Here is a 24,235-nt window from a genome sequence, read left to right as displayed (position 1 = left end):
GTCACGCCGCCTTGAGGTGTCGGCTTGCCCGGCGAGCCTGACGGTTGCTGTGGGCAAGGATGATTTCGGTGACCTTCGCGGTACGTCGGGCGCCGAGGTGGGGGAGGACGGCGCGCATGACCGCAACGGCGTCGTCGCCGTGGACCTGCGCGACCATGCAGGGCTTGTGGTGCTGCTGGCGCGGCGGCTCGATGTGGACGCGGGCGTTCATCAGCTCGGCGGCGCGGAGGACGACGTCGTGGTCGGACATCTTTACGCGGAGCCGCGGGGAGGAGTGCGTCATGTCGAAGCACCCCTCCCCGTCGAGGATGCCGGCGAGCCAGGCGGATTGAACGGAGGTGAGGGAGCGGGCGTCGGGGACGTTCATCCAGCCACCGCCGTGATAGCGACAGCGATGATCCAGCAGAGGACACCGAATCCGAAGAGGACCCAACCGGCAGTGGTGGCGCCGAGGAGGGCGCAGAGTGCGGCGGCGATGAAGAAGAGTTCGCTCACTTCTTGGACCTCCACTTCGTGTACGGCGCGGGACCACAGAAGACCCGCCAGTTGAACTGGTCGCCGTAGTTCATGGACCAGCCCAGGAGGTTGCCGACGAGCCATCCGATGAGGAGGGCGAGAATCGCGGAGATCACAGGCGGGCGTCCTTGCACTCGGGGCACTCGGGGAGGTGCCGGTTGTGGGTGAGGTGGTGGACCGGGCAGACGACCTCGTTGGGGACGAGGAGGGTGTCGGGGTCGATGGCGGCGAGGGCTTCGGGGGTGGTCACGGGCGCTCCTCGCGGATGCCGAACTCCTTGCGGATGGCCTTGCGGCTCTGGCGGACGTGAGGGGTGTAGGAGGACCGGAAGCCGTTGTCTTCGGTGTTGCCGAGGGTGTAGCCGCCGTCGTCGTCCGCGTACCAGGTGTCGCCCTCGCCGTCGACGATCACGCGGGGCTTCGGCTTCTTCGCGGGCTTGCCCTCGGCAACGTTCGCGGCGCGCTTGAGGGCGCGGGCGAGCTGGCGAGCCTGCTTGGGGGTGTAGCACGTGATCAGGTAGCCGGTCGTGTTCCGGACGTCCACGGTGCCCTCAACGCGAACGCTGAGGCTGTCGCCACAGTTGTCATGGACGGTCGTGTCATCGCTCGTCAGCATGGGGTGGTCTCCTTGCAGGAAAGGGGAAACGCCCCCGTCGACCGGAGTAGGGGTCGACGGGGGCGTTGGGGATGCGTAGGTTGCGTTCTCCTGCCAGGCGTCAACCTGGCAACCGTTCGCAGCAGGCGCTAGCGGCCCTGCCCACGCGGTCTAGCTGGCGCCGATCAGAACGGCGCCTCGGTGTTCTTCGCCAGGTAGTCGCGGCCCTTGGCCTTGTCCGCCTCGTTGGCGGGGGTCAGGGTCCACGGGGCCGACTGGCCCGGCTTCTTGTTGCCCTGCGAGACGCGGCCGAGGACCATGCCGCCGACCTTCGACTTGAGCTGGGACTGCAGCACCTTCGGGAAGACGAGGGTGTCGATGAACTCGTCGCCCTCGGCGATGTCGCCGTCGGCCTTGCCGTCGAGGACGATGACGTCAGCGCGGACGGCGTCGGAGGCTCCGTGGACGGTGTTGATCCCGGTCTCGATCGCGTGGACCTTGACGAGGACCAGCGCGCCGTGGAGGTCCTTCCACTGAATGCCGGTGGCGGTGCTCGGGTCGCTGAAAGCGTCGTTGCTCATGCTTGGACTGCTCCTTGAGATGAGAAGGTCCGGCCGGTGAGGGCCGGGGACGCTGCTCATGTCCATGAGGCAGGGCTGCTGCGCTCGCCCTGTGTGCAACGAATTTCGGGCGGCTAGCGCGGGATGTGCCAGCGGGTCGCGAGGACGACGGCGCGGTAGTAGAGGCGCTTGTACCAAGGGGTGTGTTCGACCATCAGTTGCCTCCGGCAAGTTCGGCGATGCGGGCTTTGGCGAGCGCGGTCAGGCCGGGCGTCCAGGTGCGCTCGTTCATGGAGAAGAGGACGCGGAGAGCGTCGGGGGACTTCGCAGCGGCGATCTGCTCGACGAGGGTCGGGCCGGGCTTCACGTTGGACTGTGCGGACGCGAAGGCATGGGTGAGGTCCTTCCGCTTCCTCCAGGCGTGCACGCCGACGGCGAGGGAACTGGCAGCCTCGAAGCCGGCGCGGATGTCGAACCACAGGAGGCGGGCGGTGCCGGTGCCCGCGGGGAGGTGGATGACGACGCCCCAGTCCTTGGAGGGGTTGCCCGGGAGCGGAGAGCGGGCGCCGAGGCTGTGGTCGTAGTCCTCGGAGTTGGCGTAGACGCCGAGCTGCATGGCGATCTTGCCTGCACCGAGGTCGACGTGACCGGTCTTGACGTCGCCGATGACGGCGTCGCCGGGCTGCACGGGATCGCCTGCGTTGGGGACGAGGCGGCCTTCGGCGTCACGGCCCGGGTAGCGGAGGACGTCGCCGTGCTTGGTGTGGTAGACGTCGAGGAACTCTTCGGTGAAGCCGAGAATGCGGTCGTAGGTGCCGCCGACGCGGAGGTCGTCGCGGACACAGAATCCCTCGATACCGAGGAACTCCAGGCCGTTGGTGATGTCGGCGTAAGCCTTCAGGTCCGGGAGGTACTCCTCGGGGATGAACTCTCCGAGGCCCTCGCCCTTGTCGATGCGCTCGGTGAGGGAGTGGATCGCCGTACCGGTGTTCGCGGCGGCGTCGCCGGCGGCTGCGTCCTTCGCGGCCTTGGCGATGTCGTTGAGCTTGCGCTTCTGGTACTGATCGGTGGGGTCGTCGATCGCGGACGCGGCGAGGATGAGGTCCTTGCGGCGGGACATCCCGAGCACGGCCATCCGGAGTTGCCAGAGGCCGAGGTGGTAGGTGTCCTCCAGGCAGCCGACGAACGTCGTGCAGCGGGTGTAGGCGATCGGCTCGCCGCCTTCGGGCGGTGTGATGAGCGGGCGGCCCCATCGGTCGCGGGGGAGTTCAGCTTGAGGCGTGGAGAAAGGATCGGACATGCGCGGTGGTCTCCAGAGCGGTCGGTGGTGTGCTCTGTCGATGTCCGTGAAGGGGATGCTCTGCGCTCACGCGGCGCGGGGTGGACGCGGGGAACGGCAGCGGGGTAGCAGGTTGCAGGTAGTTACAGCCTTATCCGACCTCTTTTCCACGTGTCCGCGCAGAAAAGTAGTAGGGATAAGGGTGTAACCGGCTGCTACCTGCTACCCCGCGAGGGCCAGAGGAGGCTAGTTGTCGCCCTGTGCGATCGCCGCCGCACTCTCCGCGTGTTCGACGATCTTGTCGACGAGGGCGCGGGCGGTGGTCCGCTGGACGAGATCGAGGTGAGCCAGTGATGGAGCCGCGTTCACCGCCTCCAACAGCCGCACCGCGAGTGCGAGGGCCGTGAGGGGGTCGTCGTGAAGGGTGCCGGGAGTGAATCCGGCCGCCGCGAGGGCCGCCGCGATGTCCTCGCTCTTCTTCTTCTTGCGGCCTTGGAAGGTTCCCGGCGTCAACTCCAGCGCGTCACGCTCCTCGGGGGAGAGCCGCGTCTCCTGGAGCCGGTTGACGTGGTATCGGACGGCTGTTTGGATGCGCTGCCGTTCCTTGCGGTCGACGCCGGCGCCGTCGTATGCGGCGATCAGGGCGTCTTGGTACTCGCGGCTAGAGCCCTTGGGATCGTTGACCCGATCCCGCAGGTCGAGCACGCGCCCGGCGATCTTCGGGAGGGCGTCGCTGTTCCCGCCGAGGTACCGGCGTATCAGGTCCGTCAGCTCGGCCGTGAGCGCGGGCACTGTTGCGGGAGTGTCCATGCGACCACGCTAGACGCTAGCGCGATAGTGAGCAAGTGAGCACAAAGTGTGGGAACGCACAGAAGCCCCGCCACCCCGGATGAATGGGGGTGACGGGGCGCGGGGCTAGCTGAGAGCGGCGAAGCGGTCGGCTTGCCGGTGGAGGTCTTCGATGGTGCCGTCGTTGAAGACGGTGTGATCGGGGGTGTAGTCGTCGAGTGCGATCTCCGAGATGTGCTCGACGTCCGGAGTCTCGATGCGTGGGTTGACGACGCGGAGGGTGCGTCCGCGCCAGTGGTTGACGACGGCGTAGGCCTCGTTGGGGAAGCGAACGTCCGTGATGACGACCGGTCCGTCGTGGGCTTCGACCTGCCGCATCACCGCGCGGACCCAGAAGTCCTCGTCGAGGTCGCGAACCCCGACGCCCATGTGCTGGAGGGTGCGGCGGACCTCGCGGAGTTCCTTGGCCTTCTCCCAGCCGAGATCGCGGACGACATACGAGAGCCGAAAGAGCAGTGGCTCACGGAAGGCCCACCCGCTGAAGTGGTGGTACTCGTCGGCCTCGACCATTACCAGCGGATCGAGCTTGAGGGCGGCCTCGCGGAGCATGTCGGCGAAGGCGAAGCGGGTGAAGCCGTGCTCGTTGCAGAGCCGGGCGGCGAAGGTGTCCTTGCCGTGGCGCTTCTTGCCGAGTACGCCGATGATGCGGGATGCCATATGCGCGGGTCTCCTCGTGTGGGGGTGTGCCCGTCATGTCCGCGAGGAGCGGCGGCTGTGCTCAGTCGGCCTTCGGGATGCGTGCAGTGAGTTCGCGGATCGCGGCCCACATCTCGTGGTTGCGCTCGTCCTCGGAGCGGACGTGCGCCGACAGCGCGCCGGCGAGCTCGGTGACCTGCCCGGAGAGGGCGGCGTACTCGGCTTGCGTGCGGGCCATCGTGGCGACGGCCTCTTCGAGTCCGGCGAGGCGGATGCCGAGGCCAGGGGTGGCGGGGGCCAGCTCGGCGCCGGTGTCCGGGTGGAGGATGGCATCACGGCCGAGGAGGGCGTCACTCGCGGCGCCGAGCTTCGTCGTGAGGACGCGGCCCCGCTTCCACAGCCTCCGGCCGAGCGCCAAGAAGACGCCCAGCGCGGAGACGACGGCCGCCGCCGTGATGATGGTGGCGGTGGTGATCATGGGGTCACTCGTCCCCGAGTACGGCGTGCTCGTCCGCGTAGGCCTTGTCGGTCTTCGGGGTGTTCGGCACCCTGAAGGTGATGCCCGCGCCCGAAGCCGCCGCAGCGGCGATGATGCCGATGTCGGCGTAGGAGAGGTCGCCGTCGGCGAGGAGGGGCCACGCGGCGAAGACCGCAGCGATCAGGCCGGAGACGATGGCCTTGCGGTACGGGGCGAGAGCGTCCAGGAGGGTACGCACGGTGCGGGTCCTTTCGGTTGCGTCAGGCAACGACGCGGAACGAGTACTTGGTGAGCATGGCCTTGAGGTGGGCCTTGGTCTTGGGGCCGACGACGCCGTCGGGGAACAGGCCGAATCGGACCTGATAGCGGCGGACCATCCCGGCGTACTGCTCACCGGCGTAGGTCCATGCGGCCTTCGTGTCTGCGGCCTTGGCGTCGCGGAGCCGGGTCTCCCAGATCCGCAGGTCGCGGTCGGAGACGACCTTCTGACGGTTCATCCAGCGGACGGCGGCGCGGGCCGATTCCTCGGCGACCTTCTGGCCGCTGTGGAAGTAGCCGCCGCGAGCCGCGTAGGCGATCGAGCTCAGGGAGACGCGGGTGCCGTTCTTCGCGGCGAGGCCCGCTTGGTACGACTCCCAGGTGTTCTTGACGTAGAGCTGGTCGCCGTCGTCGGGGCCGTTGTTGGCAAGGCCGTTCTTGCCCTTGCGGTAGGCCTTGACCTGATTGGCCGCGCCCTTGGACAGCGAGGAGCAGTCGACCGCGATGCAGTGGATGTGCTCGACCCACGGACCTTGAGAGGGCATGCGGTGCCACGCGGCGAAGCCGACCTGACGGAGGCGGCGGATCGCCTCGGCGATCTCGGCGTCGGTCATGTAGTGGGCGCTGATGTCCAGCGCGCCGCCGCCGTCGTGGGTGCCGGCTGAGGCGCTGACGGCGCCGTTGTTGAAGCCGCCCTGCGTGATTCGCAGCGTCAGCCCGGAGATACGCCGGGCCTCGACGAGCATGTTGCGAGTGCGGGCGTCCATGCGGAAGCCCTCGAATTCGATGTACGTAGCCATGGGAAGCGGAGGTTCCTTGCAGGGTTGAGGATTACGGAGTGCCGTAGGACCCGGCGCCGTAGACCCAAGTCGGCATGACCTTGAATCCGGATGACGACCCGACCGTGCGCCGTGCCTCCAGCGAGATCGGGACAACGGAGCCGGGAGCGATCCCGGGGAGCGAGGGCACGGCCACGGTCCACGTGGCGTTGTCGAAGGCACCGCCACCGCCACCGGCGATCGACTTGGCGGCGCCGTACTGCGTACCGTTGATGACGAGGCGGAACTCCCCGGTATGTGACGCGGGGGCGAAGCCGGACGCGCCCACTTCGAGGATGGGGTTCCACAGCGGTATGTAGTTCAGCCAGAGCGTCTCGAAGCTTCCGTTGACGGTGGCGGGCCAGGTGGCGGCGTCCTGGACGCTGTACAGCGGGTAGCTGTGTGTCGGCGTCGCGAGGCCCCACCCGGAGATGTAGTCCTCGGAGAAGATGACGTTGCCCTGGGCATCTTGCATCTTCAGGAGCTGGCGGTATCCGGCTTCACTGGGGTTGGGGTCGTCGAGGGCGAACGCGAGAGAGCCGTCGTTGCGGCGGAGAATGAAGCCCGGCTGCGGGTCGCCATCAGGCTCCGGAGGGATGTCCTCGCGGATGCCCATTCGGGCGATCTCGCGACCGTCGGTGTCCTGGAGGATGATGGCGCCGCCCTTGATGGTGATACCACCGCGGCCGATGGTCGAGGCCTCCAGCCGGCGGGCGGCGCGGAGTTCGCGAACCTCCCGCTCCAGGTCCTGGAGGCGGCGCATGACGCCGTCGTCTCCGGCAGGGAGGCGCTGGTCAAACTTCGTCATGCGTCGGCGTCTTCCTCTTCGAGTAGTGGGGTGACGGTGCCGTTGACGGTGTCGAGCTCCCAGCCGATGGCGCGGGCGAGGATGTCGACGCCGTCCGGGTGGCGCGGAGACTCGGCGATCTGGACGCCGACGTAGGCGCCGAGCATCCAGTCGGCGCCGAGCTTCGGGGCAGTGGCGGCGTTGGCCTCGACGGTGTAGATCTGAGCGCCGCTACCCATCCAGGCGACGAGCTCCTTGGCGTGGGCGGTGAGAGTGGAGGCCTGTGTCGCGCCGGAGATGGTTCGGCGGTACTCGTAGCGCGGCCAGCCGGCGGCGATGAGGGCCTCCGCGCGGCCCGGCGTGCCGGAGGGGCGGGTCTCGCCTTCTCCGTCGCCGAAGATCTCGACGTGGGTCGCACTCTTCGAGCTGGAGTAGTCCTCCTTCAGCTCGTACGAGCGGATGCAGCCCGGGTAGTCGAAGATCGCGTTGACGGACTTGTCGCCGGTGTCGAAGTTGTTGCCGATGGAGAGGTCGACCAAGAAGCGCTTGGTGAAGGCCGTCTTGGTGGCGTCCGACCAAATGACGTCGATGGTCCACTCGGGTCCGTCCTCGACGCCCATGAGCTCAGTGAGCTGGGAATAGACGGTCTGGTCGGAATCGGCCGAGTAGGTGCGGTCGTGGTACGGCGCCGAGTTGAAGAACGTGGGGAACGTCATGCCGATGCCCTCGACGTTGTCGGCGTCGAAGACGAGGTCGACGGCGATCTGTTGCCCGGCGCGGTGGGTCTCGACGCGGTCCTTGACGAAGCGACGGTCGTAGTAGCCCTCCAGCGTGACGAGCGACAGGGAGATGTACTCGTCACTGCCGCCGGAGCGGCCGATGACGATCCCCGCCCACAGGGGCATCTCGTCGTCGTCGCGGACGCAGACGAGCATCGTGCGGCCCGGGTCGGTGGCTGACTTCCAGTCGCCTGCAGCATCCGCGACGGGGAACGCACCCTGGAGCGACGAGTACGCCCCGAGGATGCGTTGCAGCGAGCCGCCGGGCTCGAACGGGATCTCCTCGACGATCTTGCCGGTCTTCAGGTCGCAGCCGTACCAGGTGTAGGTCGGGGTGGAGGCCAACTCGGCCGGTGCGGGGACTGGGCGAGTCGTTGCCATGAGCATGCGGTTTCGCTCGGCCATGCGAGGCGGCTCCCGATCAGAAGTAGGTGGTCACGATGACGCGGCCGTTGGCGCCGGCGCCGCTCGCGGCACCCGTTGTGGCGTTGGAGTAGGCACCCGACCCGCCAGCGCCGTATGCGCCACCGGCTACGCCTGTCGAGGAGCCAGCCGACGCCGAGCCGACGCCCGCACCGCCGCCGCCGTAGTAGCCGTTGCCACCAGCGCCGGACATGCCGAAGGAGGTGGAGCCGAAGCCGCCGCCACCGCCGCCACCGGTGACGGACATGTCGCCGCCGGAAGCCGTGCCGCCGCCACCACCCGCGACGCCGAATGCCGCCGAGGAGGTGTTGGAGCTGATCCCACCGCCGCCGCCGTTCGCGGCAACAGGGGTTGTGTGGGCGAAGGACGATGCGCCGCCCGGGTTACCGTCGGCACCAGACACGGCAGCGCCGCCGGTGCCAACCGTGACGGCGACGGAGGCAGCGAGGGCCGAGGCGTCGAAGCGCTTCCAGGACCAGCCGCCCGCGCCGCCGCCTCCGCCTTGGGAGTGGTTGCCTGCGGCGCTCGTCTTGGAGCCGCCGCCGGAGCCGCCAGCTCCGATGACCTCGACTTCTACCCACTTGGCGCCAGCGGGCTTAACCCACGTGCCGTTCGCGGTGAAGATCTGGGTGACAGGCGCAGCGACCGAGAAGGTCACCCATGCCGAGCCGCTGTAGAACTCCATCGCGCCGGACGACAGGTTGAAGATGACCTGTCCGGCATACGGGGCGGATGGGCGCGTGTCGCAGGGCAGCACCGCGCCGGCGGCGACCGTGAAGCGGTTGGTGGGAAGGGCGACGGTCAGGGCGTTGCCTGGCGTTGCCTTCGGAACGGTGATGGTGCCGAGGAGGACGGACTTGCCGGGCATCGTCGGAGCCGACGGAGTGGAGGACGGCGTACCGGCGAGGTACTCGACCTTGGCCTCTCGCGTCGCGTCCCCGTTGTCGGCGTCGTAGACGCGGACGAACACGATGTCCTTGCGGTCGAAGGTGGCGTCTCGCGCGGTGATGGCGCCGGTCTCGGCTGTGAGGATCGGCACGCGGTACTCGCCGAACGCGCCTGCGGACACACCGCTTACGGAGACGATGCCGGGCTGGACGGTCCACGTCATGGAGGAGGTGGATAGGACGGCGGCGTTACCGCCGGGCCGGACGCCAGGGCGGGCGCCGAGGTTGTTGCCGTCGTAGGTGGCGTACATCGTGTCGATGGCGCGGAGCTCGGCGGCGTCGTAGGTGGGGTCGCCTGCGGAGGCGTTCAGCCATGCCGGGGTACCGACAGTCATTGAGTTCTCACTTCCAGGCGTCGCGCCAAACGATTTGCGCTTCGGCGCCGGCGGAGTAGGTGGGGGAGTTGAAGGCAAGGAGGTTGTTGCCCGGGGCAAGTTCGAACCACTGGCCGGAGACGTAGCCACGACGGGAAGAGACGCCGTTCAACATGGCTGTGTGTCGATCCAGGTCGAGGTCCAACCACTCGCCGGATGCGAGATCCATGTTCAGCTGAAGGGATTCGCCTGTGCCGAGATGCGTGATCTTCGGCCGCTCGACCGGGCCGTAGAAGATGACCCGGGGTGCGACGGCGGCCTTGCCGACGTTGTCAACGGCAACTACTCCGGAGACGGTGACCGCGTTGACGGAGAACGGGACCGTGAATGGAACCGACAGGCCGCCGGTGGTGACTGGCAGACCCGCGCTCTCCACGTGCTGCGTTGCCGAATACGTCAGCGGGTCGGGGGCCACGAGACCGATCGAGAAGGTCGCCAGCTCGGGAGTGACAATCTTCGGGTCTGCGTCGCCCTCTTGACGGACGTAGGTGATGCGGTCGTCGCCGGAGTGGACGCCGTAGACGGTCATCAGTTCCGGGACGTCGAGCGGGATCGCCGCGAGGAGCTGGTCGATCAGGTCCGGCGCGTTGCCGGCGGCGCTGTGGACGACGCCCTTCAGGGTGTAGCCCTTCGCGGCTTGGAAGGCGCGACTACGCCAGGCCCCGCGGGCTGCGGAGCGTGGCGTGGTCGTGCCTGTGGAGGTGGAGCGCTGCCAGCCGTCGAGGTCCTCGACGATCCAGGAAGCCCCGGTTTCCTCGTCGTACTCACCGAGGATCAAGCCGCCGATGCCGACGCGGTACTTCGAGAGGATCACGTCAGACTCCTTGGTTGGCGAGCTTCCGGCCGACGATGCGAGCGGTTGCCTCGGGGTCGTTGTCGCCGTGGACGTTGATGACCGGTCCGTTGCCTGCAGCACCTAGCGCGGCCATGGGCACAGGGCCGGACGCGGAGGCGGGGCGGATTGGCAGGTTGGCGATGTTGTTGGTCAGTCCGCCGAGGGACGAGAAGACCGAGGGAAAGCGCGAGGCGAAGCCTGCGACGAGGCTGTCGATGATCGCGGCGCCTGCGGGGGTTAGCAGCTTGCGGTCTCGCTGGATCGGACCCTTGACCTTGGGGATCAGGTCGGTGAGCTCCTTGAGCTTGTCCGTGACGGTGTGGATCTTGGAGGTGATTCCGTCGAGGAGGCCTTGGATGATGCTCGTTCCGGCGTCCCAGAGGATGCGCCCGGCGCCGGCGAAGGCGTTCTTGATCGTGCCGAGGATGCCGGTGACCTTGGAGACGAGCTTGGAGACGACTCCGCTGACGGCGTCATACATCGAGTTGAAGGCGCCGACAGCAGCTGTCTTCGCCGCGTTGAAGGCGGAGGAGACTCCGGACTTCACGGTGTTGATGGGGCCGGAGATCTTGCCCCAGATCGCGTGAGCGACGACGGAGATCGCATTGCCGATCGCATTCCAGATGGTGCGCGTGGTGGCGAGGGCCGAGGTGAAGGTCTTGACGACGTTGCCTACGACGATCGAGACGACCTTGGAGACTGCGTTCCACACCGCGCTCCACACGGCGAAGATCGCTTTCAGCTGGGAGCCGACGACGAAGAGGATCGCCTTGATGGCAAGGCCGATGACCGCCGAGACGAGGCCCCAGACGGCCCGAATGACGGGCTCGAAGCGGGACCAGATCGCCTGCCACGCGGAGTACAGCGCACCGAGGACCGCAGCGACGGTGCCAACGAGGCCCCGGATGTAGCCGACGATCGCTCCGACGACTGCCGAGACGATGCTGGCGGCAACGTTCCACGCTGCGGTGAAGCCAGGCACGACGGTGCCCTTGAAGAAGTTGACGACGGCGCCGGCTGCTGCCTTGATGCCGCCCCACGCCTTCGACCAGATCGTCTGGAACCAAGTGGTCTTGGTGGCGATCAGCACGATCACGGCGACAACCGCGACGATGGCAAGCACGATCCACGTGAGTGGACTGGCGAACAGGGCCGAGTTCATGAGCCACTGAGCGGCGGCGTAGGCCTTGGTTGCGTTCGACCAGAGCGCGGTGCCTGCGGTGACGGCCGCCATCGAGACCTTGTAGACCGCGAGTCCGGCGGCGATCGTGGCGATCGCGATTCCGAAGACCTTTGCGGTGGTGGCGTGCTTGGCCAGGAAGCCACCGAAGTTGCCGAGTACGGCGACCGCAGCCGCGAGGCCCGGTACGACCTGTGTGACGATGAGGGCGGCCAGACCCGTGAGCGAGGGGATGGCGTTCTTGAGCTTGGCGCCTGCGTCGGCGATCGCGGGGCCGAATTTCGACTTGAAGTCGCCGGCAGCTGTCGTGATGGCCGGGAGCACCTGTCCGCCGAGGATCTCGACGAAGCCCTGCTTGAGGGTGCGGGTGAAGGCCTCGATCTGCGCGGTGGGTGTGGAGCCCAGCGCCTTGTTCGCACGGTCTGTCGCGCCGGCGAGCTGGCCGAGACCCTGCGCTGCGGTCTTCGGGTCCATCGCGAGGAGGGCCTGACCGAGGTCCTCAGCCTGCGTGCCGAAGAGGTTGACGGCGGCGGCGGACTGGGCGGCCGGGTCCTTGATGGACTTGAGCCGGTCGAAGACGAGCTGCAGCGCGGCGTTGGCGGCCGGGCCACCCTTGGCGAAGGTCTCGGTCATCTGCTTGGCGTTCAGACCAAGGGCCTTGAAGCCTGCAGCTGACGAGGCCGAGCCGTCGACCGCGCGGATCGCGAATTCCTTGAGGGCGTCGGCTGCGATGTCGCTGTCGCGCGCACCGGCGCGGATGGCCTGATTCATGAGGCCGAGGGCCTGTGGGCCGCTGATGCCCAGCTTCTTCAGCTGGACGCCGTACTCGTTGAAGGTGTCGAGAAGGTCTTCGGACTTGTTGATGCCGAGCTGCTGGCCGCGGGTGAGAAGGTCGAAGGCCTCGGTGGCGTTCTTGGCAAGGCCCGTCTTGATCATCTGTGCGACCGCGCGGGTCGACTCGACGGCCTCGGTGCCCGAGATCTTGGAGTAGGTCTCGATCTGTGCGACGACTCCGGCGATTGCGTCCTTGGAGTCCGTCGCGGCGACGATGCCGTTCTGGAACGCGGCCTTGATGGTGTCGCCGACCTGCGCGACCGACTCGCCGTAGTTCTGCTTGTAGGCAAGGCCTGCAGCGGCACCGAACTTCGATGAGGTGCTCGTGTCGAGGCCGAGGGAGGCTTGCATGTCGGCGCCGACGTCGGCCTGTCCTGCAGCGGTGATCAGACCGCCGACGAGGGCGGCGCCGGCGAGGACGCCACCCGCCTTGAGGAGCGTGCCGAGCTTGCTTGTGATGCTGGAGGAGAAGTTCTTGGAGTACTTCTCGCCCTCCTCCTTGGCGGAGACGCCGAGGTGTGGGCCGATCTCCTTCGCGAGCGCGGCGCCGAATCCCTTGGCGGTAGGGATAACGGGCATGGTCGCGTAGCCGACGTCACCAACACTGGTCACTGTGGGTCCTCTTGGAGACGGGCGCGTTGAGCCATGAGGGCGGCGCGGGCTTGATCGGCGTCGGGGCGCCGTGTGGACTTCTTGGGGAGCGCGGGGTGACGCTCGCCGGTGAGGGCTGACCAGACGTCAGCGAGAAGGACCGCCTCTGTGCTCCAGTCCGCGAGCTCGCCGTGCATGGCACGGGCTGTCGCGGACTCGCGGGGGAGGGCGTCGACCAGGACGGACAGGCGGCGCAACGAAAGACCTCCCCGCCAGAGGTCGAGGAGGTCGATGCTGAAGTAGCGGAGAAGGTCCGCTTCGAGCGCCGGTGTGTGGTCCCGGATCAGAGCACAGAGGGCGGTCAGTTTCCCTGCATGCCGGTGGCCTTGGCGATGGCCTCCATCATTTCGCCGACGTCGGCGGCCTTGCGGCCCGTCGACTTCATGACGTCCCACTGCCGGTCACCGAGTACGGCGTTCACGGCGCTGATGACCTTGCCCTGCTCGAACAGCAGGAGGACATCGACGTCCCAGTGCTCGGCGGACTCGATGGTGTAGGTCTTGCCCTTGTGGGTGAAGGTCACCTTGCCGGTGGTCGCGGCGGCGCGGGCGGCGTTGCGGTTGGAGTTGTTCTGGGACATGCGCGGGTCTCCTGTTCAGGGCGCGGGTCGAGGTTGTTGCTGGAGGCAAGGGAGCGGGCCGGACCCGCGCAGGTACAGCCCGCTCCCGGTCAGGGGCCGAGGATCAAACGGTGCCGTCGTTGGAGATCTCGGTGTAGAGCGTCCCGTCGGACTCCGGGTAGAGGGCGACGGTGATGTCGTAGACGGCCATGTCCGACTCGGAGTCGGTGATGTCGGCGACCTCGTCGACCGTGCAGCGCTTGACGCAGCGCCGCTTGATCTTGTCGCCGTCGCGGAGCTCGAAGACGATCGCTAGCTCCGAGGTCGTCGGGACCTTGATGGTCGAGGTGACGTCGCCGTCCACATCGGCCGCACCTCGGGTCGAGCCCGGGTTGACGAGGCCGAACGTGGTGGCGTTGTCCTCCAAGCAGACGAAGCGGATCTTGCGCTCGTGCTTCGACTTCTGCTTCCGGACGAGTAGTCCGCCCCACGCGTAGTACGAGTTCGACTCTTCGTCGCGGGACTCGGTGAAGCCCTCGTCGCCGGACAGCAGGCCGACAGCCTTGAGGCCAGCGTCGAGCGGGGTTGCGGTATCGGTCGGCATCGTCACGCCGACGGCGCCGATGTAGACGTCTGCGTTGACCCAAAGGCCAACCTTGGTCGGGTCTCCGGCCATGCGGGGTTACCTCTCAGAGGGGAGTAGGCCGCAAGCGGAGTGCGGCAGTGAAGTAGGCGAAGGGCGAGCCGGACTCGGGGTCCGTCGCGGGTAGAGGGCCGACGCCCTCCGAGCAACCGCGCTGGTTCGCGTCGCCGGGGTTGGACAGGAGCACCGCTTTGAGGAGCTCGGCGAGGTCCTGGGCTTTGTCTTCGGACGCGGCCCAGACCTGCACGCGGAGTGCGGCGGTGGCAGTGACCGGGTAGAAGCCCGATCGAGAGTCCACGGATACGCGGACGTAGGGGAGTCCTTGCGCGGCCTGCTTGCGCTCCTCCGGGAAGACGGTGCCGAACTTCACGGTGGCGCCGTACGTGCTCGTCGGCTCGGCACGAAGGATGCCTAGGGCAACCTTGCGAGGGTCGGGGAACTTGACTCGGAGGGTCACCCGGTTACCGCCTTGGTCAGCGAGGAGTGTTTGCCCTCGATGCCACGGCCGGCAGGGTGCGCGATGGCGACGATGGAGACGGCCCTGTCGGTGATGACGTCTTCTACGTCGACTGCGTCTTGCAGCTCGTGGCGGACGATCGCGGCGTCCTGGCGGGCGCGGGCGGCGACCTCTTCGGCGCGGGCGTGGACCGCTTGGGCGATCCCCCGGCTTTTGAGCATGGCTTGCATGCCCGCGGGGTTGAGCTTGACCTTGACCTTGGCGGCCATCAGTCCTCCAGGCGGGTCAGCTTCAGCATGTAGAGCTTCAGCGCGGACGGACTACGGATTGGGTCGGCGTCGGCTGCGTAGGTCTCACCGTCGATGCGGACGCGGTCGCCCTGCTGGATGTCGGCCGAGCGGGGCATGAGGATCTGGCGGCCCTGGATCACGTGGAAGCACTTCTGCTCGATGACCAGTGGGTCAGAGAAGTCGGCAAGGTCGTTGCCGTAGGCATCGGAGCCCTGCGGACGCAGGACCTCGCAGGTGTCGGGGAAGTTCACCAGCGCCCCCGGTAGCCGCCCCAGTGCGCCCAGTCGTCCGGCCAGCCGCCGTACGTCGCAAGACCGTCGCGGTTGTCCGTTGCGGCAGGCGTTCGGATCGAGCCGGTGCCGGTCCAGGCGTTGGGGTTCTCGGGGTCCGGAGCGTTCGCGGCTTCGCGGATCAGGTCGACCTCGTCCTCGGTGAGGTAGATGGTCGACTGGCCCTCGGCGTAGGTGTAGCTGTACGCGCCTTGGCCGAGGGCCTCGTTACTGACTCCGTCCGGGTTGCGGTAGTCGCGAATGGCGGCGCGTGTGCAGATCGTGGCGACCACGTCAGGGACGTCGTCGAGCGACCCGCCGGCGTCGACCCAATTGCGCTTGGCAACGGTGCGGATCAGTGTTGACGCGTCGTCGAGGGAGGTCTGTGCACGGGCGAGGTCGGCTCCGGAGAGGGAGCCGACCTCTAGGCCCATGCGTACTTCCATCGCCGCAACCGTCGAGAGGGCGGGCAAAGCCATGGGTGCCCTCCTTGGGCGTTAGCGAGGGACGGATCAGGCCGGGTCGGTGGCGGTGTCGACGCGGTACGCGGACGGAACCAGCACGATCGACGCGGTCGAGCCGGAGCGGTCGATGTTGCGGAACTGCTGGTACGAGCAGCCGGTGAAGGTCTGCACGAGGGACGTGTGCTGACCGATCGAGCTGTCGTAGTCGCGGATGTGCTGCAGCGAGAAGCCGCCGGTCGACAGCGACGCGGCGTAGACCTCGTCGCCGGTCGGAGCCTCCGGAGCGCGGACAGCGAGGGTGAAGCTGTCGCGGTGGTAGAAGACGACCTGCTCGTCGTCAATCCGGTTGGTCTCGAAGCACGCGAAGCCGCCGACGTTCTCCTGACCGGGGACCAGCGGGTTGGAGGCCTGCGTGCTCGCGGAGAACACCTTGGCGTCCGCCATGTCCTGCCAGACCTTGGTACCGACGGCCGCGCGCAGCCCGGTCACCGGTACGCCGTTGTCGCGCAGGGCCTTACGGACCGCGGTGAACAGCTTGGTCGGGTCGGTCGCGCTGTAGGCGAAGGTCGTTGCCTCCGGCAGAGCGATCATGGTCTCGGCAACCAGGGACTCGATGTCCTCTCCGAGGGCGTCGACCTGCGGGGCGAGCACCTGCTCCCCGAAGTTCTCCAGGTCGAAGGTCATCTCGCGCTGGTTGAGCGCGACCTTGCTGTAGGGGTTGCCGGACAGGGCGATCGGGAAGGTCGTCTCGGCGAGCGAGTCCACGACGAACGCGGCGAGCTGACCGGTGGTGCCGGAGTTGGTCAGGTCGCGCCGGCGGGCCTTCAGCGCGGCCGGAACGCGGACGTTGACGGTTGTGCCCTTGCCACCGTCGTAGTTGTCCTCGTAGTCGCGGTTGATGGTCTGCGCGAGGACGAGGTCCTGCGTCAGGAGCGCGGTCGCCAGCTTGACGACGTCCGGCGCGGTGTACAGGGTGTTAGCCATTGGGGGATGGGCCTCTCAGGAGGGAAAGGGAGATCAGCGCCGACGGATGCGCTGCGCGATGGCGGCGTGATCGATCGACTCGGGGGCGTCGCCACCGGAGGCGGGCGACAGCTTCGGCTTGGGCTTCGCGCCGGGTGCCGGGGTCTTGGGTTTGCGATCGCCGAGGAGAGCGGAGATCGTGGCGGCCTGTGCCTTGAGCTCGTCCTCGGTCGTTGCCGTGAGCAACTCGACGGGGATGTCGGCGTCAGCGGCGATCTTGGCCTTGAGGTCAGTAGCCTCACGCTCGGCGAGGGCCTTCTCAGCGGCCTCGGCGCGGGCTACGGCCTTCTGCAGGTCGGACATTTCCGCTTGCTGGCGCTCGTTGTCGGCCTTCTCGTACTCGGCGATGCGAGCGCGGGCCTTGTCGAGGTCCGCTTTCTGCGCTTCGATCTTGCGCTTGGCGCGGTCCTCGTCGTACGGGCCATCGAACTCGACGGCCGGTTTCGCCTCGGGGGTCTTGGTCTCCGAGGTCTTCGGTGCTTCGGCGGACTCGCCGGCCTTGGGGGCTTCGCCTTCGGTGCCGGGCGCGGTGGTGCTGTCAGCCATGGGTGTTCCCTCCTGGAGAACGTGAAAGGGGCACGCGGCCTGCGCGTGCGGGGAGAGCGCGTCAGAGCGACGCGGAGTAGGCGCGACGGAAGGCGTTGACCGCCGTGTCGCCGGGCGCGAGTTCCTTGGTGGACTCGCGCCAGAGGGCGTCGTACTTCGCGTGGTCGCCGGGGATCTCGGCGTCGCGGGAGTAGATCGCCTGAACGGTGCAGCCGCATCCGTCGTGGTAGCGGTGGGCGCTTCCTCGCGCGCCAGCGCTGTCCTCGCTTTTGTAGACGGCCCCGCGACTGGCGAGCATCGCGCAGAAGTAGCAGGGCTTGCCGTCGGTGATCCGGGCGTAGCCGATCGCGCGCCTGTCGCGTTGGGCGGTGCCGTAGATCGTTCCTCGGCCTGCATTCGCCGTGTGCCGGAAGATGGCACCTGCGGTCGCGGTGCGGGCGACGTCTAGGGCGGTGATGAGTGAGTTGCCTAGGGCAAGCTGTTGTCGCAGGGTGATCGGCCCTGTGAACAGCAGCGAGGTCGTCACCTGCGCGAGGTTGAGGACGCTGGGGAGGAGAGGTGCGGGTTCCTGACCCGCGACGCCTGCAGCTCCTCGGTACGCCTCGTAGTACGCGGCAGCGACGTTGCCCATCTCGACGCGGTCGCCGTTGAGGAGCGGGAAGACCGTGCCGACGTACTCGCGGAAGGTCCCGTCGAGGTTGCCGGTGTCGAGGATGTTGTCGAACGCGAGGAGCGTGAGTGACGATGCCCTCGTCGCGATGCGGCCTTGCTCCCGGCGGTAGGCGTCGGTCAACGCAGCCGGGCTAGCCATCAGGCCGCCGGAGGTTGAGCGGGCGGCGCTGCGGGTGCTGTGGTCGACGCGGCCTGCCGGTCGATGGCTGCGGCCAAGGCCGTCATGCCGTCTTGGTTGGCGGCGGCCATGGCCTTCCACTCGGTGATGTCCGTGTCCGTGACGCCGGGGATGCGGGGCCACATGGCCTCTGCCGGAACGGACGCGCCCTGGATGAGCTTGACGATGCCGTCGACCGTCTGGGCGAAGGAGCGGGACTCGGAGTCACGCCAGCGGACTTGCGCCGACGCGTCAGGCTCGGGGTCGCCGGCCGCGATGGCGGCGAGCGTGAGGACCTGCTCCCAGTTCTCTCCGAACAGCATCGCGTATTGATCGATCTTGCGATCGGTCGAAGCCTCGACGGCTGCGAGGGCGTCAGCAGAGAGGTTGACGAGGTCGCCTGCGAAGACGTGCGGCGAGAGCTGCCCGATGGCGGCCATCGTCTTCACGCCGGACTCGTAGGCGTTCAGGTGGTCCTGTGTCTGCGTCTGGGCGAAGTCGCCGAACTTGGCGTCCGAGTTGTCCGTCACCCACAGGCGGTTGACGGCGGCCTCGAAGGGCTCGATGGGCGTGCCGTCGTCCTTGCGGGGAACGACGAGGCCGGTTGCCCAGCGCTGCCGGAACGAGGCGTACTGCAGGCCCATGGCGAGCATGAAGCGCGTCTCGTTGATCTGATCCTGGATGCGGATCAGGGGCCGGATGATGCCGTGTGCCGGGACGTCGAGCCGCTCGCGGAAGCGGATCAGCGGCGGGACGGGCATCTTGTGCGCCTCAGCCTCGCCGACGGTGACGGCGCCCGTCTGCGGAGCGGTGATGTCCCACGAGTTCGTGTCGTCGACGAGGCGGTAGAGCGTGTTGCCGTCCTCGTCCTTGCCGCGACGCACCAGATACCGGTGGGGGTACTCGTCGTCTTCGTCCTCGTACTCGGCCCATACGCGGGACGGGTGGAGGGGCTTGATCGAGGGGGAGTCGCTGTCGGACGGCAGCACCTCGACGTAGCCAACGCCGTAGTCGAGTGCGGCGCGGTGAGCGATCGTCTGGCGGGCGTCGAGCTTGTTGGCCTGCCAGTGACGCCACGCCGCTTCGTTGTCCTTGGAGTTCGGCGAGCGGTAGCCCTCGACGAACAGCACCTTGGAGAAGGTGTCGGACACGAGCGGCAGCCAGTTCGTGATGGAGCGCCGGGCCATGTCGCGGTACTCGACGGTGGCGCCGCGCGGCATGTAGGGGAGGTCGTGATGACCGTCGAGGTAGCGCTGTACCTTGCCGAAGACGCCCCGCCCCGGCTCCCATGCGGCGCGGTGCGCGGAGATCATCGCCTCGGCGGCCTTCGCGGGGTTGGAGATGGGCACGGGGCCTCCGGGGTTAGAAGCCGATCAGGGTTCCCGTCGACTTGCGGCGTTTGGAGAGAGCGCCTTCGCCGAGGACGCGGGAGCGCGCCATGCGCGCGAGGAGGAGTGCGGCCAGCGCGTCGACCTTCTTGGGCGACTCGCGGCTCTCCTTGCCGAAGGAGATGCCCCAGCGGTTGGGGCGCCGGCGGGCGTTGAGGACGTGGCGGCGGAGGATGGCGGCGGCGTCGCGGCCGTCGTCGAGCCGGTGAGGCCCCCATGGAATGGACACGTCGGTGATGGCGCGGTGGAGCGTCTCCGTCTCGCGGGTGGTGTCGGCGAGGTGGCCGCGCATGTCCCACGCGACGGCGTGACGGGTAGTGGCCTTGAGCAACAGGCGCTCGCCGTACTGGTCGCGCCAGGCGTCCACGTCGGTCTCCCAGTAGGCGACGTCGGAGAAGAACGCGACTACGTCCAGGTGACCGAAGGCGTGGTCGACGGCCCCGCGGGCTTGGTCCTTGGGGACCTGCCAGCCTTCACCGGCGGGGCCGGAGGGCTTCTCCCAGATCGCCAGGAGGAACGGGGCGCCGTCGGAGATGCGGACCGCGACGAGGGCGGTGGAGTCGTCGGTTAGACCGCCGTCGAAGCCGAGGGTGACGGGCTGGTCGGGGCGGAGCGGCTCGACGTCGTCGGAGCGGTTGGCGTCCCACTCGTCGGGGGCGACCCACGAGTCGGCGGCGGCGACGATCTCGTTGAGGTAGAACCGCCGGGCGTCCTCGGGGGACGTGTCCGGGTCGTAGATCTCCTCGACGAGACGGTCGAGGTCGATCCACGTCGCGTCCCCGTACGTCGCGGCCAGCGCGGCGCGGAGGATCTTCTCGTTGGCCATCTGCTCGGTGGAGAGCGAGGGCGCCTGACGGGAGTCGTACAGAATGCCGGTGGCCTTGGAACGGCCCTCGACGATGGCGAGGTGTGCGAGGTAGGAGCCCTCGGCAACCGTGTCTTGTCCGGGCTCGTGCGCGTTGGTCGTCTCGATGGCGCGGGCGGCGCCGTCGCGGGACTTCGCGAGGTTGCGCCGGATGACGCGGGCGAGGGCGTGGCCGCCGTTGGACTTGGTCCAGTGGTGCGGCTCGTCCATGACGGCGAACGACGGGCGGGCGCCCTCCTGCGTGGAGGACGACGCGGTGATCGGGACGATCTTGCCGCCGGTCGGCGTCAGGATGCGGGTCATGCCGACGTCGAGGCCGATGGTCTCGACGAGGTCGGACTCCTCGCACATCGCGCGGATGGCGTCGAAGGTGTTGGCCACCTGCGTTTCGGAGACACCGGCGATGACGACCCACGGCATGGAGTGGGTCTTGCCGACGGGCTTGCCGTTGTCGTCGAAGTGCGAGAAGCGGACCGGGCCGGCAAGCTCGGCGAGGCAGACGGCGCCGATGAACGGCGACTTGCCCCAGCCCTTGGAGCGACGGAGGACGCCTCGGCGGTAGATGAAGCGGCCGGTCTCGTCGACCGCGTACCACCAGAGGATGAAGTTGACCTGCTCCGGAGTGAGTCGGAAGGGCTCACCGGCGTTGTCGCCGTCGGGCTGCAGGAGGTGTGCGTGAATCCAGCGGACGACGCCGATACCGAGGGTCTTGACGGAACCGTCGGTGGGGAAGCGCGGGAGCGTGGTCTCCGCGACGATCTCGGGGAGGTCGCGGGAGCGTATGGCGTCGTCAGCCAGGCCGGTCACAGGAGACCGAGGACGTCTGAGTCGTCCTCGGCGTCAGGGGCGATCGAGAGGACCGCAGCGTTCGGGGTGGCGTCGTTCGTGACAGCGATCCGGGCGCGGAGGCGGTCGACGTGGGTCGCGCCGAGGCGCTCCTCATTCAGCCGGATCTCCGACATGGTCGCGGGCTTAGGGTCCGCGAAGTAGCGCTCAACCAGCGGGGCGAGGAGCGCGAGGCGCTGCCAGTCGGTCGCCGTGAAGATCTGGGCCTGAGGGGCGGTGCGCCATCCGTCGTACCAGCGGCGGACGTCGGCGTCCCAGTCGTCGCGGCCGGTGGCGTCTTCGAGGGACGGGCCGCGGGTGAGGCCATCGTCGGTGAGGACGTGAGCCGGCGCGGTGATCGCCGAGGCGTTGCGGTTGACGCTGTTCGGCTTCTTGGGGTTCAGGGTGCCGCGAGCCATTGCGACCTCCTGGGGCGCGTCGGTGGGCGTCACCTGGACGCCTGGGCGGAGTGGAGCGGCCGACTACTGAGAGTCAGCGAATGTTGCAGGGGGCGAACCTGGCTGCCTGTACACACCGCCTGGCGCTATGCCAACCGAGGAGGCTGTCGGGGAGGGGAGGGGAGGCACCCCCCGGGTGCTGGCGGCGGTCGCGAGTGCGGAAGTTCAGAGCGCGCCGGGATGGCGCGAGGGCGGCCGTGTCCTGGCCTTGGCTCGCCTTCCGGCTTTCGCTTCAGCTTGTGTCTTGGCTGCGTGGTGGACGCGGCAGATGGTCTGAAGATTCGCGTAGTCGTGGTCGTCGTTGTTGACGATGTGGTCGACCTCGTTGCTTCGCTCCAGACACTTCAGTCCGGCAGCGTCGCGGACCTGGCAGCGGTACTGGTCACGCCGTAGGACGCGGAGCCGGCGCCTAGCCCAGTCACTGGGCAGGCGTGAGCGGCGGTCGCTGGACTCCCATGGCATGGGACAGGACCTCCGGGGGTGGCGTGGGGTGGGCCAAAGAACACGCCCCCGGTTTCTTCAATGAGAGGAGGGCCGGGGGTTTCGATGAGTGCCACACGGGGGCTCAACCGCGAGAGGGAGCGGGTGGCTGGACCACCTCAGCGCTTCCGACCTCACATCGCAGGAGCCCCCGTGCGGGGCTGTTCACGCACGAGGCAGGCCCAGCCTCATTGAAGCCTCGGCGGCTGCATCTACCCGAGGCCCTCGTGCGTGAAGAAGAGGGGCACGACGCGGGGTTGCCGCTCACGGTGTCGTGCGCACCGAAACCACGCCCACGAAGGAGCGCAGCGGGTTAAGTGCCCGGCTGTGCCAATGCCCGGATTTCAGGTCCGGAGGAATGCCGGGTGAGGACACCTACCCGCCGCCCCTTGGGCTCGCGGCGTGCTCTAGGTGCCTCAGTTGTTATGTCCGTGTGGGGGTGGGCCAAGAGATCATCGGCGGCACTCCTTGCAGTGGGCCTTCAAGCCGTCGGGCCGCGAGTCGTCGCGGTGGAACTCGGCCTTGGGCTTGTCGGTGTCGCACGCGGGGCAGTGCTTCAGCTCGGCCTCGCGGGACTGGGCTTGTCGGACGCGGCGTAGGACCTCGCCGCGAATGCGCGCGGCGATCTCGTAGCGGTCTTCGTGGTCGGGGTGGTGGGCGACGATCTGGTCGAGGGTCGACGTCATGGAGTGCTCGCAGGGATGGGGTGGGGTGGGGAACGAAGGCGGACGCCTCCTGATGGTTATGTCCATGAGGATTGTCGGCGTGCTCAGTCGTCGTCGCCGTCCCACACCAGACGCTTGGGGTCCCAGTAGCCGGGGCGCCCAGGGTGCACGGTGACCTTGCCGTTGAAGGCCAGCGCCACAAGGTCGCCCTTCTCGCGGATCGTTGGGGCGGCGAGGAAGGCCTCCCAGTAGGTTTGTCCAGGCGGGGTCTCGCGGTACTGGATGACGGCCTCGGCGCTGGACTCCGCTGCCGCGTCCTGGATGGTCGCTAGGCGGGCGCGCAAGTCTCGGCGCTGGCGAACCACCTTGAGGGCTTCCTCGTCCTCTAGATCCTCCTTCAGGCGCTCGTCGGCGGCCTGGATGGCTTCCGTCAGGGTGGCGACGACGGCCGGGTCTGGGGTGTAGACGTCGGGCTCCCATCCGCCGGGATCGATGGGGAGGTCGCCGAGGCGCTCTCGGAACTCGCGCACGACGAAGGGCTCGGCCCAGGTCATGACGACGGACACCGGGTTGGGGCAGACGCCGACCCCGCCGCGACAGCGGTAGGTCCAGGTGCGGCCGGCGGCGGGACGGTGGGGGTACATGACGCGGTCGCAGGACGAGCAGTAGAAGAAGTCGACGAGCGCCTCGGTGTCCGGGTCGGGCCGGTTGCGGCGGGTGGCGCGCAGGCCCAGGAGGTGCTGCAGCTCGCGGTACTCGGTGTACGTGAGGATGGCCTGCTGTTCGTCGATGCGGGCGGTCCCGTCCTCGTTGCGGATGACGTCGTCACCGTGCATCTGGGCACCGTAGATGTTGGGGTTGGAGAGGATGCGCGTGATGGGGGTCATGTGCCAGTAGGTCTCGCGCCCTTCCTTCTCGGCCTTCTTGGTGCCCTTCGGCTTCAGGCCACGCCGGACCCACTCCCGCACGATGTCTCCCTTGGTGCCCTTCGCGCGGAGGTGCTCCAGGGTCCAGCGGATGGCGTCGGCGTGCGCGGGAATCGGCTCGTAGCGCATGCCCTTGCCGTCGTCGCGGGGGACAGCTCGGAAGGGCCACCCACGGCGGCCACCTTGCACGCGGCCCTTGGCGCGGAGACGGCGCCGGCGGGCTAGGGCGCGCTGCTTGATGCGGTGCAGCTCGGCGCGGCCGACCTCGGCGGCGATGACGAAGCGCCAGCGGAACGACTCGGCGTCTCGCTCGCTGTCGAGGCCGTCGTCGACCGAGACGAAGCGCACGGGTGGGCGCACGACGGCACCGGTCGCGGGGTCCTTGCCCTCGATCACGTCGAGCACCATGGCGGCGGCGTTGACGCCCTCGCGGGTGATGCGGTCGCCGTGGTAGGGGACGAGGATCTGGGCGGTCCCGGAGCGGGCGTCGTCGAGCCACGCGAGGAACTCGGGGCGGTCGCGGACCGAGCCCGAGATACCGTCGTCGTAGTGGACGGCGTAGACGTCAGCACCGAGATTCGCGACGACCCCGCGGGCGTCCTCCTCCATGCCCTCTCGACTCGTGTTCGCCTCGTCGGCCGCGCCGCTCAGGCGGATGTAGATCGAGGCGAGCGGGCGTCGGGACTGCAGCTTCGGGACGCCGTCGGCGTAGCGCGTAGGGGTCATGGTTACGCAGATTACCCGTTCATC

At 68.2% G+C, this 24,235-nt stretch carries 31 protein-coding genes; all 31 read right to left on the bottom strand.

The window, feature by feature from the left end; all coding sequences use genetic code 11:
* Position 1 precedes the first annotated feature (1 nt).
* The 31 genes from HPO96_RS37070 to HPO96_RS36925 all read right to left on the bottom strand — a co-directional run bounded on the left by HPO96_RS37070 (position 2) and on the right by HPO96_RS36925 (position 24,211).
* The gene (locus HPO96_RS37070; RefSeq protein ID WP_171679171.1) at positions 2–367 is read right to left on the bottom strand and encodes a hypothetical protein; all 366 of its coding nucleotides are present in this window, start codon (positions 365–367) and stop codon (positions 2–4) included.
* A complete protein-coding gene (locus tag HPO96_RS39440; protein ID WP_272954798.1) occupies positions 364–495 on the bottom strand; it encodes a hypothetical protein in 132 nt (43 codons plus the stop codon). Before HPO96_RS39440 ends, HPO96_RS37070 begins: the two co-directional genes overlap by 4 nt.
* Complete coding sequence (locus HPO96_RS37065) at positions 492–632, bottom strand: hypothetical protein (RefSeq protein ID WP_171679170.1); 141 nt, start codon at positions 630–632, stop codon at positions 492–494. Before HPO96_RS37065 ends, HPO96_RS39440 begins: the two co-directional genes overlap by 4 nt.
* On the bottom strand, positions 629–766 hold the full coding sequence (locus HPO96_RS37060; protein ID WP_171679169.1) for a hypothetical protein: 138 nt from the start codon (positions 764–766) through the stop codon (positions 629–631). Before HPO96_RS37060 ends, HPO96_RS37065 begins: the two co-directional genes overlap by 4 nt.
* Complete coding sequence (locus HPO96_RS37055; protein WP_171679168.1) at positions 763–1,131, bottom strand: hypothetical protein; 369 nt, start codon at positions 1,129–1,131, stop codon at positions 763–765. Before HPO96_RS37055 ends, HPO96_RS37060 begins: the two co-directional genes overlap by 4 nt.
* A gap of 164 nt (positions 1,132–1,295) precedes the next feature.
* A complete protein-coding gene (locus HPO96_RS37050; RefSeq protein WP_171679167.1) occupies positions 1,296–1,691 on the bottom strand; it encodes a hypothetical protein in 396 nt (131 codons plus the stop codon).
* Positions 1,692–1,884: 193 nt separating this feature from the next.
* Entirely contained in the window at positions 1,885–2,970 is a 1,086-nt protein-coding gene (locus tag HPO96_RS37045) for a hypothetical protein (RefSeq protein ID WP_171679166.1), read from the bottom strand.
* Positions 2,971–3,195: 225 nt separating this feature from the next.
* Complete coding sequence (locus HPO96_RS37040; protein WP_171679165.1) at positions 3,196–3,759, bottom strand: hypothetical protein; 564 nt, start codon at positions 3,757–3,759, stop codon at positions 3,196–3,198.
* Between the two features lie 105 nt (positions 3,760–3,864).
* Entirely contained in the window at positions 3,865–4,455 is a 591-nt protein-coding gene (locus tag HPO96_RS37035) for a deoxynucleotide monophosphate kinase family protein (RefSeq protein ID WP_171679164.1), read from the bottom strand.
* Between the two features lie 61 nt (positions 4,456–4,516).
* Positions 4,517–4,912, bottom strand: a complete 396-nt coding sequence (locus HPO96_RS37030) for a hypothetical protein (protein WP_171679163.1) — start codon at positions 4,910–4,912, stop codon at positions 4,517–4,519.
* A 4-nt stretch (positions 4,913–4,916) separates the two neighbouring features.
* A complete protein-coding gene (locus HPO96_RS37025) occupies positions 4,917–5,150 on the bottom strand; it encodes a hypothetical protein (RefSeq protein ID WP_171679162.1) in 234 nt (77 codons plus the stop codon).
* 22 nt (positions 5,151–5,172) lie between these two features.
* The gene (locus HPO96_RS37020; RefSeq protein WP_171679161.1) at positions 5,173–5,970 is read right to left on the bottom strand and encodes a peptidoglycan-binding domain-containing protein; all 798 of its coding nucleotides are present in this window, start codon (positions 5,968–5,970) and stop codon (positions 5,173–5,175) included.
* Positions 5,971–6,001: 31 nt separating this feature from the next.
* The gene (locus HPO96_RS37015) at positions 6,002–6,796 is read right to left on the bottom strand and encodes a hypothetical protein (protein WP_171679160.1); all 795 of its coding nucleotides are present in this window, start codon (positions 6,794–6,796) and stop codon (positions 6,002–6,004) included.
* Complete coding sequence (locus tag HPO96_RS37010) at positions 6,793–7,959, bottom strand: hypothetical protein (protein WP_171679159.1); 1,167 nt, start codon at positions 7,957–7,959, stop codon at positions 6,793–6,795. The genes HPO96_RS37015 and HPO96_RS37010 overlap by 4 nt, the downstream gene beginning before the upstream one ends.
* 16 nt (positions 7,960–7,975) lie before the next feature.
* Positions 7,976–9,259 carry a glycine-rich domain-containing protein gene (locus HPO96_RS37005; RefSeq protein ID WP_171679158.1) on the bottom strand — a complete coding sequence of 428 codons (1,284 nt, stop codon included), beginning with the start codon at positions 9,257–9,259 and terminating at the stop codon, positions 7,976–7,978.
* A 7-nt stretch (positions 9,260–9,266) separates the two neighbouring features.
* On the bottom strand, positions 9,267–10,112 hold the full coding sequence (locus tag HPO96_RS37000; RefSeq protein ID WP_171679157.1) for a phage distal tail protein: 846 nt from the start codon (positions 10,110–10,112) through the stop codon (positions 9,267–9,269).
* A 1-nt stretch (position 10,113) separates the two neighbouring features.
* Positions 10,114–12,759 carry a phage tail tape measure protein gene (locus HPO96_RS36995; RefSeq protein ID WP_171679156.1) on the bottom strand — a complete coding sequence of 882 codons (2,646 nt, stop codon included), beginning with the start codon at positions 12,757–12,759 and terminating at the stop codon, positions 10,114–10,116.
* 340 nt (positions 12,760–13,099) lie between these two features.
* Positions 13,100–13,378, bottom strand: a complete 279-nt coding sequence (locus HPO96_RS36990; protein ID WP_171679155.1) for a hypothetical protein — start codon at positions 13,376–13,378, stop codon at positions 13,100–13,102.
* A 103-nt stretch (positions 13,379–13,481) separates the two neighbouring features.
* Positions 13,482–14,033 (bottom strand): phage tail tube protein, encoded by a 552-nt coding sequence (locus HPO96_RS36985; protein ID WP_171679154.1) that lies wholly within the window; start codon positions 14,031–14,033, stop codon positions 13,482–13,484.
* Positions 14,034–14,046: 13 nt separating this feature from the next.
* Positions 14,047–14,457: a hypothetical protein gene (locus HPO96_RS36980; RefSeq protein ID WP_171679153.1), complete on the bottom strand. Its 411-nt coding sequence runs from the start codon at positions 14,455–14,457 to the stop codon at positions 14,047–14,049.
* Positions 14,454–14,726, bottom strand: coding sequence for a hypothetical protein (locus HPO96_RS36975; RefSeq protein ID WP_171679152.1), 273 nt, complete (start codon positions 14,724–14,726; stop codon positions 14,454–14,456). Before HPO96_RS36975 ends, HPO96_RS36980 begins: the two co-directional genes overlap by 4 nt.
* Positions 14,726–14,998 (bottom strand): hypothetical protein, encoded by a 273-nt coding sequence (locus tag HPO96_RS36970; RefSeq protein WP_171679151.1) that lies wholly within the window; start codon positions 14,996–14,998, stop codon positions 14,726–14,728. Before HPO96_RS36970 ends, HPO96_RS36975 begins: the two co-directional genes overlap by 1 nt.
* The gene (locus HPO96_RS36965) at positions 14,995–15,495 is read right to left on the bottom strand and encodes a hypothetical protein (protein WP_171679150.1); all 501 of its coding nucleotides are present in this window, start codon (positions 15,493–15,495) and stop codon (positions 14,995–14,997) included. The genes HPO96_RS36970 and HPO96_RS36965 overlap by 4 nt, the downstream gene beginning before the upstream one ends.
* Before the next feature lie 33 nt (positions 15,496–15,528).
* Complete coding sequence (locus tag HPO96_RS36960) at positions 15,529–16,464, bottom strand: major capsid protein (RefSeq protein ID WP_171679149.1); 936 nt, start codon at positions 16,462–16,464, stop codon at positions 15,529–15,531.
* Positions 16,465–16,497: 33 nt separating this feature from the next.
* Positions 16,498–17,049, bottom strand: a complete 552-nt coding sequence (locus HPO96_RS36955; RefSeq protein ID WP_171679148.1) for a hypothetical protein — start codon at positions 17,047–17,049, stop codon at positions 16,498–16,500.
* A 61-nt stretch (positions 17,050–17,110) separates the two neighbouring features.
* Positions 17,111–17,860 carry a VG15 protein gene (locus HPO96_RS36950; RefSeq protein WP_171679147.1) on the bottom strand — a complete coding sequence of 250 codons (750 nt, stop codon included), beginning with the start codon at positions 17,858–17,860 and terminating at the stop codon, positions 17,111–17,113.
* Positions 17,860–19,227 carry a phage portal protein gene (locus tag HPO96_RS36945; RefSeq protein ID WP_171679146.1) on the bottom strand — a complete coding sequence of 456 codons (1,368 nt, stop codon included), beginning with the start codon at positions 19,225–19,227 and terminating at the stop codon, positions 17,860–17,862. The genes HPO96_RS36950 and HPO96_RS36945 overlap by 1 nt, the downstream gene beginning before the upstream one ends.
* Before the next feature lie 13 nt (positions 19,228–19,240).
* Positions 19,241–20,938 (bottom strand): hypothetical protein, encoded by a 1,698-nt coding sequence (locus HPO96_RS36940; protein WP_202886880.1) that lies wholly within the window; start codon positions 20,936–20,938, stop codon positions 19,241–19,243.
* On the bottom strand, positions 20,935–21,375 hold the full coding sequence (locus HPO96_RS36935) for a phage terminase small subunit (protein ID WP_171679145.1): 441 nt from the start codon (positions 21,373–21,375) through the stop codon (positions 20,935–20,937). Before HPO96_RS36935 ends, HPO96_RS36940 begins: the two co-directional genes overlap by 4 nt.
* Before the next feature lie 971 nt (positions 21,376–22,346).
* Positions 22,347–22,580 (bottom strand): hypothetical protein, encoded by a 234-nt coding sequence (locus HPO96_RS36930; protein ID WP_171679144.1) that lies wholly within the window; start codon positions 22,578–22,580, stop codon positions 22,347–22,349.
* 83 nt (positions 22,581–22,663) lie between these two features.
* Positions 22,664–24,211: a recombinase family protein gene (locus HPO96_RS36925; RefSeq protein WP_171679143.1), complete on the bottom strand. Its 1,548-nt coding sequence runs from the start codon at positions 24,209–24,211 to the stop codon at positions 22,664–22,666.
* Positions 24,212–24,235 lie beyond the last annotated feature (24 nt).

Source organism: Kribbella sandramycini (genome assembly GCF_013131805.1).
GTDB classification, from domain to species: Bacteria; Actinomycetota; Actinomycetes; order Propionibacteriales; family Kribbellaceae; genus Kribbella; species Kribbella sandramycini.
The sequence above is the reverse complement of the archived record's forward strand: the minus strand, read 5'-3'. Positions and strand labels throughout refer to the sequence as shown.